This is a genomic window from Mesorhizobium sp. RCAM 06353, assembly GCF_059683585.1.
The window spans coordinates 134,825-151,055 of record NZ_JCASIY010000001.1 but is presented as its reverse complement, the minus strand read 5'-3'; the positions used below and the strand labels follow the sequence as shown (position 1 = coordinate 151,055).

Below are 16,231 nucleotides of genomic sequence, written 5' to 3'. Positions count from 1 at the left end.
TCCCAGCGACACGCGGCCTTTATCAACCAAAGACAGCTACGGCTGATTTGATGATGATGCCGCCATGCGGGCTTCGGCGCATCTGACGACCCGTGGCGGTGCGAAAAACATTCGTCAATTGCAGCGCAGGCGGCACGCGCGACCACAGGGTTCGCACGCTCTCCCGGCCATGCCGGGTTTTGCGAATGACGTTTCCTGTGACGACGCGCTGCGACCATCGGAAGCCGATCTCGTGGAAATACAGGTCGGCATGCTGCGGGCTGATATGATGAAAGACGCCGGCGATGGTACGGCGGACGCGGGAGTTGAAGCCCTCCACCGAATTGACGTGGACGGCGTCGCGCACATACTCACCGCTGGAATGGCGTTGGTGCATGGGTCCGGACTTGAGCGGATGTCGATCTTTGAAGCGGCAGACTATGCCGTGGCCGCCTTGCGGCGGGCGGATTTCGGGCGTGCGCAGGCAAGCATGCGGTTAAGGACGGCGCAGCCGATGGCGACTTCGGTCTGCTGAACGGGAAGCGACCGTGCCCGCAAACGCCGCCCGATGGTGGACTTGTATCGCCCTATGGCGGTCTCGACCAGCGAGCGTTTGCCATAACCGTTGGAGACCTGCCATTTCATCCGGCCGTCTCTGCCGATTGCGGCGATATGCTGGTCCCTTTGGCCGGCAGGTCTATCGTCGAATGGTTCGACCGCGTTGACGCGAGGCGGAATGACGATTGCGGCGGCAGCGCTGTGATCGATGACTGCGTCGTAAGTCGGTTTTCCGTCATAGGCGCCGTCAGCAGTAAACTGTCCGATCGGACCGCCAATCTGGTCGAGTAGTGGCTCAACTTGAGAGACATCGCCAGTGTCCTGATCAGTCAGGGTATGGGCAATGATCTCGCCGCTGTCGGCATCCAGTGCCAGATGCAGCTTGCGCCAACTGCGACGGGATCTGGCGCCGTGCTTCTCCTCCAGCCACTGACCCGCGCCGTAGACCTGCAGGCCGGTGCTGTCGACAAGAACATGCACTGGTCCCTCGGCGGAACCTGGCGATCATGCCGTTTGTTGGGCGATTGCCATTTCCGCGCCCGACGGCTCAGGGTGGTATGATCGGGGACAGCGAGCGCCAGCCCCATCAGTTGCAGCACCGATTCCAGCAAGCCTTCTGCCTGGCGCAGCCGCAGGCCAAACACAAGGCCCAGCGTCAAGGTGGTCTCGATCGCCAGATCAGAATAGCGGTGCTGGCCGCCACGTGTCTTGCGTCTTGGCGCTTGCCACCCGGACAGGGCTTCCGGCGTCACCCACAGGGTCAAACTGCCGCGATGACGAAGTCCTGCCTCATATTCTGGCCAGTTCGTCACCCTGAACTTCATCTTCTCAATATGATGGCGGCGGCTGGTATTGTGTTTGAAAGGCATGGCTACGCTACAAAGGCTATTGCGGTGACCGCTTGCCTAAACCCACACCAATAAAAGATCCGTGCACCAACGCCATGCTCAGGATCACGAAGGGCACGTCTCTCTGCGCTCGTCGCCACAAACTTCAGCATTTTCTCTTCCCAGGCAACTGAGAACACCAGCGGGCTGTCTCCCTGCGAATAAGCAAATCGCAGTTGTCCTTGTTCACGTGGCGGCACTCACGGGCCTGACACGTCGGTCGAAATAGCCTCCCGGAAACGCGGTCGGCGCGGGCATTGGTGAATGGGGATTCCAAAGCGGGAGCCCAACCAGCCGCGCGTCCAGCCGCACGATCAGCTTGCGAGCGATCATGTCGGCTATCGCCCCGTCGATCTCGGTCTGCATCACATTCGCCGTGCTCAGCCGTTCGCGCAGGCGGGTGTCTGGCATGCCTTCGTCCGCAGCCAGAAGAATTTCGCGCGCGAGGCCATTGACCCGGTGTTCACGCTCCACTGCTATGGCGCGCGTGTCTTCGACCGTGATCTCGTCGCCGCTGTCGCGCATCGACAGCATGGGCAGCTTCGGCTCGTACCAGGCTTTCAGCCAGGCATCGATACCCTGGGTAACGGCATGCAGCCCCGGGCGGCGGTTCGCGTCGCGAGCAGCGAAATGGCCGCCGACATCATTGTCTTCACTGTCTTCGAAGTAGTAAACCAGATTCGCGAGATCGGGCTCCGAGAGCGGATAGACGTAGCGAAAGGAGACGGCCGGGCGCAGCTTCAGCCCATGTTTGTCGGCTGCGCGATGATAGGGGCTGTAGCGCTGGTAACGCAACCGCACCGCACGTCCTGGCTGGAGATGATGCAGCAGCGGCAACCAGCGGGCCATTTCCGTATACCAGGCGTCGCTCTCGCCGGGGAAGCCCCACAGCATGCTCCAACTGACCCTCACGCCATACTGGCGGCACCATTTCAAGAGCTGAACATTGTGCGCTGACGTCGTTCCCTTGCCCATCAGCTTCAAAGCACGGGTATCCAGGCTCTCGATACCTGGCTGGATCCAGCGGACGCCGCCGGCAGCCAACTTCTCGACTTCATGGCGCTTCAGATTGGCTTTGACTTCGAAGAAGATCGCAAGCTTGTCGGGTAGGGCGGTGAGGCGAGGCAAGGTCTTTTCGACGTAGTCAATGGCCAGAATGTTGTCCACCGCTTCGATGCGCGACGAGCCGTAGCGCGCCGACATCTCAATCATCTCCTCTGCGGCCTGCTCCGCCGGTTTCTGGCGATAGGTCATCGATCCGCCGTTCAGCCCGCAGAACGTGCAGTGGCTGCGCTCCCCCCACCAGCAGCCGCGAGAGAACTCCATCGGCAGCCCGGGATAGACGCGGTCGGCGTAGATCGATCGCTCGAGTTCGGCAAAATAGTCCGAGAAATCGGGCAGCGGCAGGTCATGCATGTTCTCGACCACTGCGCGGGGCACCAAGTCGCCCATCGACGTGGCGGGATAGCCGGCCTCGCGATGCGCTGGACCGAAAACGCCGAATGGCAGATCGGCCTGCGGAATGTCTCTTCCGTGATTGAGGATGTCGCAACACAGCGCGCCGATCAGGGCGTCGGCCTCGCCCGACACGACATAGTCAACCCACGGGAAACGCGCGTGAGTGGTACGCCCCATCACTGATTCGCAATTTGCGCCACCCATGAGAGTGACTAGGCCCGGTGAACGCCCGCTCAGTCGGCGCAGCAACGCGAGCGAGGGAACATGCTGGGTGAAAGTCGAGGTGCACCCGACCATGGCCGGCCGTTGCTCCAGTATCTTGTCGGCTGTCCAATCGATGAAGCCGCCGATGAGCGAGCGCAGCTCAAGGAAATTGGCACGACGCTCGGCCATACCTTTATCTGGGTGTATCGGATTGCGCTCGAAATACCGGTCGAGGAAGACGTCGTGGTCTGCTTCGAAGTCGGGAAAAGCGATGCCTGCGAACAGCCAGTCAACAAGCGCTTCCTCTGGAGGGGAACTCTCAAGCAGATTATAGCCGGCAAGGCCCGTGTATTCCAGGAACCAGATGTTGGCATACGCTATCCTGGATCGCAGTCCGGCCCGCGTCAGCACCGACTTCAGCAGACCAAGCGCCAGCGACGGCCGTTCAATTGCCGACATCGGCATGTTGACCAGCACGATCGGCACATCGGCGCTCATGTCATGCCACTCTTTTCATGGTGATGCAGGCATAGGCGAGTTCGCTCAGCCACGGTCTCATGCGCCGGAGTGCAAAGCGAGCCATGCGCGGCTCCGTGACCGGAACCGTGAACATGAGGTTGACCAGTTCGGGAAAAGCGCGCTGGCGGCGCGCTACTTCGAGCCACAGCGGCCGCATCAAGGCCGTTGCCTGGAGACTGGGATGGATGAACGAGCAGGTCCAGCGCAGCGTGCTGGAATCGAGCCGGTGGGTGATCGCCCAGCCACGCACCGTTCCGCCCTCGGCATCAACCAGCGCCAGGCTGGTGTGCGGGTCACTATCCTCCTCGTAGATGAACGGATTGACGTCGTCATTCACGCCGGGTTCGTCGAAATCCCGGATCATCGCTCGCTGGTCGGCGCCGAGCGACCGCCAGCCAACGATGCGGTAGCGGGCCGGCAGGCGTGCCTCGACAAGCCACGGCGTCTCGAACGCCAGCGGCACGGTTGTGTGGCAGACCAGTTTGTTGACCACGGGTCGGGTCCAGCCGTTCTTCACGAAAAAGCATGCGGCGTCCTGGTTGTGCTCGCCGACGCGCAGGAAATGAACGCCTAGCCTGAAGCCAAGACGGCGGAACTCCTCTTCGATCGTGCCCAGCATGGAACTGCCAAAGCCCATTCGGCGGAGCATAGGCAGGACGTAGACCGAAAGGAGTTCGAACTGTCCGGAAGGGCCTGGCACGGCCAGGGCAAGTCCTGCGGTCACGTCGGTTGTGCACGCCGCGACGCCGCGGACCGTGGATGCGAAACGGCTTGTCACCACGCTCCACACTGCCGGATAGGTAAGATGCCGCACCTCCTTTAGGCTGACGTAGTCCAGTATCTCAAGGCGAATCGGCATGGTCGACGCCCGTGCGGGAGGTCGCGTGTTTGGCCGCTTCGATGCGGCTCGTTATCCCCTCGCTGGTCTGCCAGGCAAAGCGGTCGTCGAGGTCCTCTTCGATCACCCCCGCCGCGTACAACTGGTCTAGCAGATCGGCGACTGCAAGGGCGCTCGCTCCGTCAGCTATGACGCGCACAACCAACTCCGACGCTGTGCAGTCGCCGCACGCGATTAGATCGCCAACGGAGATCGGAGCGACGTCGTCGAGTATCCGGTGTTCAATGTTGCGTGAGCGGAGGTGGAAGTGCAGGTTCCCGGCCTCGTATTGCAGGTCTCCGCGGAAGCGGATCGGCAGGTTGGGAGGTGGGCTCTCGAGCATATGCTCGTCGATGATGCTCTGGAGCCCCTCCCGGAACTCGTCGGGCGTCCTGAAGAAACGCTCATCCAGGATGCGGTAGCCGAGAGGCCAGCGTTTGCTCCCCGGTACCGGCGTCACCAGCTGTACTCGTCCCCGCGGCATGTTTACGAGGAAGCCGGAAACGCAGGCGATCGTCGTGTGATCGCGCTCCAGCAACGCGATTGCATCGTCGTTGTTGGCTGCCCTGAGTTTCTCCTTTCGCTCGCGCGCGCGCCCGGCGAAAGCTTTTGCGGTCAGCGCCTCCTTGCCCTGCAGGACGAGTTCGACCCCCATCAAATCCTCGGGCGAAAACGCCGCGTGAATCTGATTGAGGTGGTTCGTGCTTAGCACGGAGAAACGATTCGTCACGCCACGGTAGCGTTTGAACAGTTCGAGCACGCGCCTGGTGAGTGCTTGATCCTTGAGCGGGGCGGCCGTCGTCGTTTGTGGCAATGCGCCCGTGATTTGATAGTAGTCGAACAGAAAGCGGTCGTAGTCCGGGTTATCGATCGGATCTGTGGCCCAGTAGCAGAAGCCAGTGCGGGCTGCCGAACCAAACATCTCGCTCGCGACACCGACCACGCCGCGCCAGATATCGGCATGCTCCTCGCTATATTCATAGTAACCCTCGAAGCGGTCGGCCGACAGGCCGCAGAACCAGCAACCGACGGTGCAGCCTTCGCTCAGCTCGAAAGCGATGACGGGGTGTGTGACCGATGGCGCCGATCCGCCCAATTCGCCGTTGCAGCGGCGGATTTGGCGCTCGCGCCACGCATGGAAGCGAGGGTTGACCGTCGACATTTCGCCCTCGTCGCGCAGGATGTCGCGATGGCGCAACATCTCGCGCATATATTCGTCCCACATCACAGCCAGCGGCCACGACGCACACTCCGGCTTGAAGCGGTAATTCAGGTAGCTACCGCGCCAGAGCGGCAGCATCTCCATCGGGTCGACTTCGATGCCGTAGCGCTCGGTTACCGTTCGAGGGTTGTCGACGTTCTCCGAAAGCGCGCTGCGGAACGCCATGTCGCCGACCAGGCGCTCCATGAAGCGCTTGATATGTGCCAGCGTGCGAAGCTGTCCGGGGGTGCGTCGGTCAAAGATCTGTCGGTAGTGTTCGGTAGCAGCGTGCGTCATGACGTTACAGGCGGGCCCCCTTGAAGCCGCGTTTCGCAGGCCAGCTGCCAAAGGATTCCATGATCGCTCCTCACGAGTGGCCTGATTTTAAGTTTTCTTCACACGTCTCATCGAGTATGGGTGGATGCGCTCAGACCATAACGTGCGTGGTCAGATCACGACCGCAACTACAACGGCTTCGGCTGCCGCAACGACAGTCGAAGCTGCTTCCGCTGCCTCGGCAGCGGTGGTCGCTACCTCCGCTGCCTCCACAGCGGAGGTAGCGACCGCAGTGGTCTGCACAACCTTGGTCGAGGTCGCAACGCTCGAATGGTGCTTGCCGCCGACAATCGCATCGAGCTGCTTGTCGGTTAACTCGCGTGGGCTTCGCGATTGAATGTAACTCTTAGCCTCATCGAGCGTGAAATTGTAGCCGTGCTTCTTTCCGGTCGCCACAACCGATGCGAGACCCGTAGCATTCGGTTTCACCTTTTCGAGCAGACTATCGTTTTTCGCCAGATCGCCGACGAATCGCTCTACCTCAGCTCGCGACATCGTTAATCCCCCTGCATCGGCACGCTACGCCTACGGCACGCTACGCCTACAGCTCTTGAGCCCAAATCGTCAGTTGCCCCCGAGCAATTCAGTACTTCTGGGCCAATTGCCATCGTCATCTCCGTTGGTTGTAGGGAAACCGTCACAACGGCTTCTCAAAATTGACCGTGCAAGTGACGTACCATTCTGAGGACGTAGCTGCGCGCTTATACTCAATTTGGGCCGCCGCAATTCCGTCGCGCTCTTTCTTCTTTTTTGCATTGAGGGCTCGGAGCCGAAGACTGTCGGGTCGGCATTGATGCCGAAGCTGTTGGGATTTTCACCGCTGACAGCCGAGCACACCGCTTCAGCGCGTTTTACGCGGACAACGTGACAGCGCCGGGCGATGGTCCTGATGACGGTCTGGTATTTCCAGGCAGTCACGCGCGGGGAGCTCAGGAAGATCTTCAGCAAGGAAGCCAACCTCGACGGCGACCCTATCGATTACATTCAGCATGAGGCAAAGAGGGGCAATTCCTCGGTTTTTGACAGACGAACCTGTCGATGATGCGGCAGATGCTTGACGGCGATCCGCAATTGAACGGCCGATTGACAGCGCGCCCAATTGTCCGATGTACGGCGATGTCGGATAAGTGACATAGCAGTGTTAGGGCTATCGTATTGCTTGAGAACGATTTCTCCTTTGGCACGGTACATGCGTAGTCCTCTACAAAGGCGCATAGACTGAGGAGAAGTCGTCCGATGATCACGCTTACCGGAAACTCAGACGAGACGATATTTGCAGACGTGGGGGCTTGCCGGGGCACTTTGGAAAGCGACTGTGGGCGCGGTTACTCCCAAGCAATCCGAACCAGTGTGACTGGTTTGGGCCGCTGTGTGGCCCGGCGCCAGCGGCGGGAACTGTCCAGCTTGGGTGGGTGAACTAAGAAGGGTAGAAGGGGTGGAGATGGCATATCGGTCTTCTCCGGTGCGCGCTGGTGCTTGCGAACCAGGCGATCGGGATAGGCAACGACCTGCAGCGCGAACGATCTCCCTTCAGCGTGTTTGTTGGCAGTGGTACTGTTTGCTATCAGCTGCGCTCAGCTGGCAATTGTTGCTTTCGGTAAAGATCGAGAGACTGGGTTGGTCGATCGCGGCTCGGCATCTTAGACGAATAAAGATAGAATGAGTTCGAAACGAATTGATAGTTATCTGTATAAGCGCGCTCTAAAATTCGTTCGCACAGTTGTGGTGGAAGTAATTGTTAGCTTTGCGGCTTTTCAAGCTAGACAGATCTCCGGATCTGGCGCACTATCTTTTCGGAATACAATCTCGAGCTAATATGTAGGGAGGGGACCCATGTCGCGTCCTGGATTGATGGTGCGTGCGCAAATTCTCGCGGGGGTTTTCCTCAGCAGCCTGGGACCGGTCGCGGCGCTGCCCGCGGCGGCCGAGATCCTCAATCCGCCGGTGCTGCAGGACGAACGCCCGCCGATCGCCAAGCCCGCCCTGACGGAGGCCGCACCCGCCGCACCACTGCCCGGCAACACGCTGCCGGTGCGCGGCGACCGCCTGCTCAATCTCAAGCTCGACTATATCGACAACCAGATCTACAACCCGTCCACGGGCGGCTACGACAAGGTCCATCTGCGCGGCTACACCGGCAAAGGCGTCGATCCCCTCGCCCCTTATGTCTCGCCGACGATCGAGGCAATTCCCGGCGACACCGTGCGCGTCACCCTCGACAATCAGTTGCCGGCGGGGCCACAGCCCGGCGACCCCGGCTGCATGCCCGGCGGCCAGATGCCCGACATCCCGCACTGCTTCAACGGCACCAATCTGCACACCCACGGGCTGTGGGTAAGCCCGACCGGCAACAGCGACAATGTGCTGTTGTCGATCAACCCGCAGACCAGGTTCACCTACGAGTACAATATCCCGTCGGACCACCCCTCCGGCACGTTCTGGTACCACACGCACCGCCACGGCTCGACCGCGCTGCAGGTGTCTAGCGGCATGGCCGGCGCGCTGATCATTCGCGGCAACCGTCCGCCGACGCCGACAGCGCATGGCGACATCGATACGCTGATCCCGACCTCGGCAATTCCCGAGCGGGTGCTGGTGATGCAGCAGATCCAGTATGCCTGCCGCGGGCCGGCGGCCAAGCCCGGCGACCTCGGCCCAATCAAGCAGAACATTAAGGGCCGCTATTTCTGCGACCCCGGCGATGTCGGCGGCATCGAAGGCTACGACCAGTTCGGCCCGGGCACATGGCCGGCATCGGGGCGCTACACCTCGCTCAACGGCAAGGTGTTCAATCCCGCCGACCCGATGAAGGCGACCCAGGGCCAGATCGAGCGCTGGCGTATGATCCATGCCGGCGTGCGCGACACGATCAGCCTGCAGTTCTTCAAGGTGCTCGACGGCAAGCTGAAGCCCGGGGTAAAGACCCTGCTCAGCGCCGAGACCACCGCTGCCTTCATCAAGGATACCTGCGACACCAAACCAGTGCCCTATGCGCTGGTCGCCGCCGATGGCCTGACGATGGCGGCCGCGCAACCGACCAAGCTGGCGACGTTCCAGCCCGGCTACCGCTTCGACGCGCTGGTGGTCTTTCCGGACGCCGGGCGCTACTGCGTGATCGATACCTCGGCGCCCAAATCGGGCGTGGTCAACGGGCTCGATGTCGGCCCGCAGATGCTCGGCCTGGTCGATGTTGCGCCGGGCAAGCCGGTCGACAATGTCGAGACCTACATCAACAGCAAGCTGGTTGCGCTCGCCGAGGCCAACATGCCCGCCGACGTCAAGGCGAAGGTGGTGGCCGATCTCAAGGCTGGCATGAAATTCACCAGCTTCACGCCGCACCCAGACATCACGGACGAGGAGGTCAAAGGCAACGGCACGCAGGAACTGACCTTCTTCATCGACACGACGGGACCGGACGTGAAGTTCGAGGTCGGCAACACCCTCAACACGGCCGACGTCAAACCCTATGATCCGACCCGCATCGACCGCCAGTTGCCGCTCGGCAAAGCGCAGGTCTGGACGCTGCAATCGCATTTCGTCAGCCATCCGTTCCACATCCACGTCAATCCGTTCCAGATCGTCTCGATCACCGATCCCCTCGGCAAGGACGTCAGCGCGCCTGGAGCGATAGACGACATCGCCGGGACACCCGACCCGCAATATCCGGGACTGAAGGGCGTGTGGAAAGACACGCTGTGGATCAAGAGCCTGATCCCGCAAAACCTGCCCACGGGTTTTTCAGGCATCTACACGATCACGCTGCGCACCCGCTACGAGCGCTATATCGGGGAGTACGTGCTGCACTGCCACATCCTCGACCATGAGGATCAGGGCATGATGCAGAACGTTGCCGTGGTGCTGCCTGACCAGGTGGGCGACGCCGCGCAGAGCGACGCCATGCAGATGGATGGGATGCAGATGGGTGGCCACGATGGCCACAAATGAGGCGCAGCCAATGCCCGCCGCGCCGTTCACCTGGAGCGACGTGGAGGCGATCCTCGCCACGGCGGGCGGCACCGAGGGACCCGGCAGCCTGACGGGACTGACGCTGCCGGAATTCCTGGCGCTGCAACTGCACGGCATGCCGCTGATTGCGCCGCTTACCACCACATGCTGCGGTACCAGCGATGCCAAGGGGCGTGGCGCTCGCTCGGCGCTGATCCGCGGCTTGCGCGGGCTGCCGCCGTTCGACGGCAAGCAGTTCCCCCGCCTGCCATGGGGCGGCAAGCCGGTCGCCGATGACGACATAGACCGGATCGAGACGTGGATCGAAGAGGGCTGCCCCGGCGCGTTGATCGGATCGATTGCACTCGCGAGCGAGGTGAGCGTAACGACCGAGGCGCGCATCGAGGTGAAGGGGATTGCCGGACCCGTCTTCGGCGCGGCGTCCGATCCGGCGGCATGGCGCTACGCCAAGGGCGAGCTGCGGCAGCGTATGGATGTCGATGTGCTGGACGACGCGCAAAAGGAGCGGCTGCGCTATGCATTTCGCGAGCTGTACAAGCTCAACAAATGGGTCGGCGACAAACGCAGCTACAACAATCTGGCGCTGATCCACCAGAACCACTGCCAGCATGGCTGGGAGCGCTTCCTGCCCTGGCATCGCGTCTATCTCTATGAATTCGAGCAGGCGCTGCAGGATTTCTGCCCCGACGTGACCATGCCGTGGTGGGATTTCCCGGCCGAGCGTTACAAGCCGGACGATCCGGCCAACGGCGCGATCCTCCCCGATGCGTTCAAGGGTTTCCTCACCGAGGACTCGGCACGTGTCCTGCGCGACAAGGGTTTCCCGGCCAAGATCGACACGCTGGTCGGCCAGTTCTGGGCCAATCCGACTGAGGTCTATGACGCGGTCAGCAAGGCATGCGGCAAGGAGTATGTGGCCGGCGAAAACCGCAAACGGCTGATCGACGCGCTGCTCGAGGCCAATTCGCTCTGGTATCCGCTGCGCTATTCCAGCCAGTTCGGCAAAGGTTCGATCAACACCGTCATCCACTACCACTACCCGGCGCAGGAGGATATTGACGAGATCCTGTCGCTGCGCACCTTCCGGGACTTCGGCGGCGGCAGCCTCTATGTCGACAGCTTCGGCTTCCTCGACCAGAACCCGCACAATACCATGCATATCTGGACCGGCGGCATGAACCCGGCCTTCAAGACCGACGCTCCCGCCGACCGCAACAGCGCGGTTCGGGTCGCCGGCCGCAAATTCCACCAGCGCGACGACCTCTATTCCGAGCCGCAGTTCGGCGACATGTTCTCGAACCTGACGGCGTCCTATGACCCGATCTTCTGGCCGGTGCACGCCAACATCGACCGGCTGTGGTGGCGCTGGCAGCAGGAGCATCCCGATGGGCTGCCGGCCGACCTCGATTCCGCGCTGACGCCGTGGAGTTATGCCGTGCGCGATACGCTCGACATGAACCGCTTCGGCTATGAATATGTGCGCGGCGGATGCCTGATGCCGGTAGGCCTGACCAATCCGGTCGGGCGCTTCGTCTCGGCGCCGATCGCGGTGCCTGACGCGACCAAGAGCTTCCGCTCGGCCGAAGTGCGGTTGCACCGCGTGCCTCAGCTGCTGCGCTCATGCTTCATCCGCGTGTTTCTCAACACGCCGGATGCCGACGCCAGCACGCCGCTCAACCTGGCAGGCTATGCCGGTTACGCCGCGATCTTCGGCCATGGCGAATGTTTTGGCGGGCCCGGGCATTGCGAGATCCCGCAAGCGGAGAACCGCAAATTCGATCTGCGCGAGCGCAGCATGAACACGCCGCGCAACCATCGCATCGACGTGACGCGCGCGGCACGCCGGTTGATCGCGGCCGGCGCCACGAGCCTCACCGTCAGCCTGGTCGTGATCGGCGCCTCCTATGAGGAAGACCGTGAGCTGCTGCGGCTCGATGGGGTCTCGCTCAACTTTCTCGACTGAACCAAGCAGACACGGCCGGCACTGGCACCGAGGGGAAATCAAATGGCCGACCCAACAGTCTATCGCATCCACCCGGCCGTCGGCATCGCCCGGCTCGGCGACAGCCCCGAAGGTTTCTGCATCTCGCCGGAAAAGCCGGCGCAGTTGCCGATCGAATGCGACGCCAACGGCAATGCCGCCAAAGGCGATGCGCCGATCAAACACTTCAAGGACAGCAAGGGCCGCATCAAGCGCCAGGCCGCGCGATTCCAAATCTTCGTCTATGACGCGGCCAATCCGCAGGGCAGCCCGCTGAAGATCGGCGACCATGTCGAGGGCGGCGGCAATCGCGGCAAGCTGGTCGATATCCAGTGGCGCGTTCAGCTCGCCAACAAGAAGGCGGCATGGTTCACTTTCGACGGGCTGCGCGGCGAGGCTGGCTATGTCGCCGACGAGCCGTTGCGCAACGCCGGCATCACCGATCCGGTCGAACGGCAGAAGCTGATCATCGACGCCGGCCCGCAAGCCGTCGACTGCAGCGCGCGACGCAAGGCGAGCTTCGGGCGAGACACCAACCCGGCATATGCCGTCACCTTCCCGCCAACCGGGATGGCGCCAAACGACATCGACACGCTGGGCGAAATGATGACCGACGACAGTGGACGGCTGCTGCTGCTTGGCGGGCACGGCAACAGCGGCTCGTTCCTCAGCGGGTTTGGCCATCCTCGTATCGAGACCTACGCCAACAGCGACGGCTGGTTCGACGACATCTCGGACGGGCCGGTGATGGCGCGGCTGGTGATGATGGAGGAGCGCGTCCAGGTGCTGCGCTACATCGACGTCGAATATCCCGCCTGGGTGCTGGTCGGTTATCCGCGCTACGCTCCGGAGGTGCTCGACATGGTCACGCTTGAGGACGTGGTCGAGGACATGTCGATCCGCGAATTTGCCTATCGCACCGACATGTATGGCACCGCCGGAACGTTTGACGCACCGCAAAAGATCGATCCGACCGATACGGCGGCCTTGCTTCACTGGAAGGCAGGACCGGTGGAGTGGAACCCGGCCTATCGGCCGTGGTTCTGGCGCGACATCTGGCCGATCATATTCCGCGCCGACGAATTCTCCTATTTCACCAACATCCTCCAGCAGTCGAACTTTCCGCACAACCAGTCGAGCCGGGGCACGTTCGATCCCTATCGCCTGTGCATCCCGCCGCGGATCGCGCCGCGTGCGCTGGCGCAAAAGGAAGGCCGCGCGAAGGACGATCATGTCGGCGGGCGGCTGCTCGAGGCAGCGGTGGAACCGAGCCTGATGCTGCTCGACGCAACGCAGGCACCGGGCGCGGCAAAGGATACCGTGGTCGGCGAGGCCGGCGCCACGCTCAAGGCGGCAGCGGCGGCATTCACCGCCGCGGTCTGCACGCCGGAAAATGGCGAAGCGCCACGCGCCTATGCCGCACGCTGGCAAAAGACATTTGCTGACAACGACACCGTGGCCGAGCCCGCCTATGCCGAGGCGCGCAGCGCCTTCGACGCGGTGGTCGCGAGCGTGATCGAGCGCATCGCCGCGGCCGCCGCGCCACCGCGCAAGCGGATGCTGACGCTTGCCCGGTCCTCGTCGCGGCAGGAGCCGGGTGAACCGGATCGCACCGCCGATCCGGACGAGCCGATTGAAGCTGCGTTGCGCCGGCTGGCGTTCGAATATCGCTCCGGCCAGTTGCTTGACCGTGCGCTCACCGCGGCCGCGAAGGACGCAACGACCGATCCCGGCCGTACCGCGCGGCAGTATCTGTTCGATCTGCTGCGCAAGCCGGGCGAGGAGAACCTGTTCCGGCTCGATGCCAATCCGGCGACCCGAACCTATCACCTGCCGCTGATGCCGTTGCTTGCGGGCGACAATCCGATCACCAACAAGACGGTGAGCAAGTTCCTTCGGCTGACCGACACGCAACTGTTCCTGCTGCGGCAATGGGCGGCGGGCATCTTCATTGACGAGGTGGATGCAGGCTTCGCCCCAGCGATCGATCCGTGGCAGCCCTATAAGGACTGGAACGTGCCGGGCGGACGCGGTCTCGATCAGGGTGTGCTGTCGAACGGGCTCGGCGGCGCCTTCTGCCCGGGCGGTGAAGTGACGTGGATCATCCGCAACCCGGCGATCTGGCGCGAGCCCTATCGGATCAAGGCCGACCCGGAATGGTACGGCTTTGCGCTGACCGCGGCGCAGGAGAATGCCAATCGATGGGGAGCGGGCGTCAGCGAGGAAGGCTATATCGCCTATGCCTCCGACCCGCTGTCGCAAGGCAGCGACCTCGATGTCGGATTGCAGCCCGGCGACCTGACCAAGCTCAGCGGGCTGCCATGGCAGGCCGATTTCAATGAATGCTCCACCCAGACGATCGACGTCACCTACGAAGAATGGAACGTCCTTTATCCCGACAGTGTCGGCAACACGCTGATGGAGCGCGAGCGGCGCGTGTGGGAGACCTTGTGGTGGCCGGCGCATCGGCCGATGCAGGCCTACTATCCCGTCGGCACGGACTTCCAGTTCCGCAACTGGGCGCGCGGCATTCCGCAGACGCTTGCCGGCGACCTCAAAATGGTGACCGAATGGTCGAAGCTCGGCTTCATCGTCCGTAATCCGGCGGGCGGGCTCGATCAGCCCTCGCCCGGGGTCAAGTACATCTGCGTCGAAGATTCGGGAGAATGAGCGTGACCAATCCGTTTGTCGGCAACTGGACCTATCGCAGCTTCAACAACGACCCCGACCTCGGCAAGGCGGCCAACGACCTCTTGTTCGGCAAAGGCACGCTGGCCATTGCGGAGCAGTCCGAGACCGAGCTTTCGGGAACGATCGGCGGGCGGGGATGGTCGCTCGATCTGCGCGGCAGCTTCGGCTACGGCTCGCCGATGCAGGTCCGCTTCCAGGGCAAGGGCGTGGTCGGCGGCGAGCCGTGGATCATCTACGACTATATCGGCTGGCTAGTACCCGTTTGTCCTGATAGCACCGACCCGCTGGAAGTACCCGCGATCGTCGGCTCTGTGGTGCGCACCGTCCCACATTCGGGTGACGGCGGCAGCACCAATCCGGCAGGGGTGATGGCGTCCTTCTATGCCGTCCGAGCAGGCTGATTTCGTCGTCATTGGCGGCGGGCCGGCGGGTGCCGCGGCAGCGCTGATGTTGCGCCACCACGCTCCGGGACGGCGCGTGGTGTTGTTCGAGGCGGGGCGGCACGATCGGCCGAAACCGGGCGAGATGTTGGCGGCGGTGGCGCAGGGGCTGCTGCGCCAGCTCGGGGTTTGGACACCGTTCGTTGCCGCGGCTTTCGTGGAGAACCGCGCAGTCGTCTCAGTATGGGCTGGCGAGGCGTTCGACGAGCGGCACAGCATATTCTCCGCCCAGGGCGGGGGCTGGCAACTCGACCGGGCACGGTTCGATCAGCTCTTGATACAGGCAGCAGCGGCAGCAGGCGCGCAGGTGCGGCTTGGCAGCGAGGTGCGTTCGGCGGTGCGTGAAGGCCAGGGCTGGCGGCTCAACCTGGCCGATGGAGATATCGTCGCCAGCGTCGTGATCTGGGCGACCGGCCGGAGCTGGAGGCTGGCCCGATCCTTTGGCGCGAAACTCCGGGTGCACGGTCACCTCGCGGCGTATACCCGCTTCTTCGACCGCGCGCCGGGCAATTGTCGAGTGGTCATCGAGGCGCGCCCCGAGGGCTGGTGGTACAGCGCCGACTTGCCTGACAGACGCCGGGTGGTGGCGTGCCTGAGCGATCCTGACCTCGGCAGCGAACTGCGGGACCCGAAATCTTGGTACCACGCAATGGCGGCAACACGGATGATCGCACCGCTGCTGCCTCCTGGCGCGCGTGAAACTGCAACGCTGGTGAAATCGGCGGGAACGGCCACTGTCGATCCGGCCGCCGGCGAGCGCTGGGTGGCGGCGGGCGACAGCCTGTTCGCCGCTGATCCGCTGTCGTCGCGCGGGATCGTGCATGCACTGCGCTCAGGTATCCTCGCCGCCTATGCCGCGTCGGACATGGTCGACGGACGCGACGAACTCGCAAGGACGCGCTACGCGATGATCGCCGCGCAGGGCTTTGCCGACTACGCCTCCGCGCTCGCCGCTCACTATGCCGCCGCCGCGCGGTGGGACACAGCTTTCTGGCAACGGCGTCGGCCTCAACCCGAAGAGCGCGCGGCGGATCAAGAGCGCGGCGGCGTTGGTGCATGGGTCCGGACTTGAGCGGATGTCGATCTTTGAAGCGGCAGACTATGCCGGGCACCGTAAACTTAACGCTGTGAAAA

Annotated in this window: 10 protein-coding genes and 2 pseudogenes; 5 read left to right on the top strand and 7 right to left on the bottom strand. The window is 62.8% G+C overall.

Annotated features, from left to right (window positions below; all coding sequences use genetic code 11):
• Positions 1–22: 22 nt before the first annotated feature.
• The 7 genes and pseudogenes from AC56QX_RS35490 to AC56QX_RS35460 all read right to left on the bottom strand — a co-directional run.
• Positions 23–367 (bottom strand): annotated as a pseudogene (locus AC56QX_RS35490) (transposase); the annotation flags it as partial.
• A gap of 50 nt (positions 368–417) precedes the next feature.
• Positions 418–1,406, bottom strand: a pseudogene (locus tag AC56QX_RS35485) (IS5 family transposase).
• Positions 1,407–1,610: 204 nt separating this feature from the next.
• Entirely contained in the window at positions 1,611–3,584 is a 1,974-nt protein-coding gene (locus tag AC56QX_RS35480; protein ID WP_497118414.1) for a RiPP maturation radical SAM C-methyltransferase, read from the bottom strand.
• 1 nt (position 3,585) lies between these two features.
• Positions 3,586–4,464: a GNAT family N-acetyltransferase gene (locus AC56QX_RS35475; RefSeq protein WP_497118412.1), complete on the bottom strand. Its 879-nt coding sequence runs from the start codon at positions 4,462–4,464 to the stop codon at positions 3,586–3,588.
• The gene (locus AC56QX_RS35470; protein ID WP_497118410.1) at positions 4,448–5,980 is read right to left on the bottom strand and encodes a radical SAM family RiPP maturation amino acid epimerase; all 1,533 of its coding nucleotides are present in this window, start codon (positions 5,978–5,980) and stop codon (positions 4,448–4,450) included. The genes AC56QX_RS35475 and AC56QX_RS35470 overlap by 17 nt, the downstream gene beginning before the upstream one ends.
• A gap of 150 nt (positions 5,981–6,130) precedes the next feature.
• Complete coding sequence (locus tag AC56QX_RS35465) at positions 6,131–6,514, bottom strand: Nif11-like leader peptide family natural product precursor (protein WP_497118408.1); 384 nt, start codon at positions 6,512–6,514, stop codon at positions 6,131–6,133.
• Between the two features lie 69 nt (positions 6,515–6,583).
• Positions 6,584–6,967: a hypothetical protein gene (locus tag AC56QX_RS35460; RefSeq protein ID WP_497118406.1), complete on the bottom strand. Its 384-nt coding sequence runs from the start codon at positions 6,965–6,967 to the stop codon at positions 6,584–6,586.
• An 885-nt stretch (positions 6,968–7,852) separates the two neighbouring features.
• Here AC56QX_RS35460 and AC56QX_RS35455 point away from each other — a divergent pair.
• From AC56QX_RS35455 to AC56QX_RS35435, 5 genes are read left to right on the top strand one after another with little or no spacing between them, the layout of a single operon-like run.
• Positions 7,853–9,964, top strand: coding sequence for a multicopper oxidase family protein (locus AC56QX_RS35455; RefSeq protein ID WP_497118405.1), 2,112 nt, complete (start codon positions 7,853–7,855; stop codon positions 9,962–9,964).
• Positions 9,951–11,948 (top strand): tyrosinase family protein, encoded by a 1,998-nt coding sequence (locus AC56QX_RS35450; RefSeq protein WP_497118403.1) that lies wholly within the window; start codon positions 9,951–9,953, stop codon positions 11,946–11,948. The genes AC56QX_RS35455 and AC56QX_RS35450 overlap by 14 nt, the downstream gene beginning before the upstream one ends.
• Before the next feature lie 42 nt (positions 11,949–11,990).
• Positions 11,991–14,636, top strand: a complete 2,646-nt coding sequence (locus AC56QX_RS35445; RefSeq protein ID WP_497118401.1) for a LodA/GoxA family CTQ-dependent oxidase — start codon at positions 11,991–11,993, stop codon at positions 14,634–14,636.
• Entirely contained in the window at positions 14,633–15,058 is a 426-nt protein-coding gene (locus AC56QX_RS35440; RefSeq protein ID WP_497118399.1) for a hypothetical protein, read from the top strand. Before AC56QX_RS35445 ends, AC56QX_RS35440 begins: the two co-directional genes overlap by 4 nt.
• Positions 15,039–16,169 carry an NAD(P)/FAD-dependent oxidoreductase gene (locus AC56QX_RS35435; RefSeq protein ID WP_497118397.1) on the top strand — a complete coding sequence of 377 codons (1,131 nt, stop codon included), beginning with the start codon at positions 15,039–15,041 and terminating at the stop codon, positions 16,167–16,169. Before AC56QX_RS35440 ends, AC56QX_RS35435 begins: the two co-directional genes overlap by 20 nt.
• Positions 16,170–16,231: the final 62 nt, after the last annotated feature.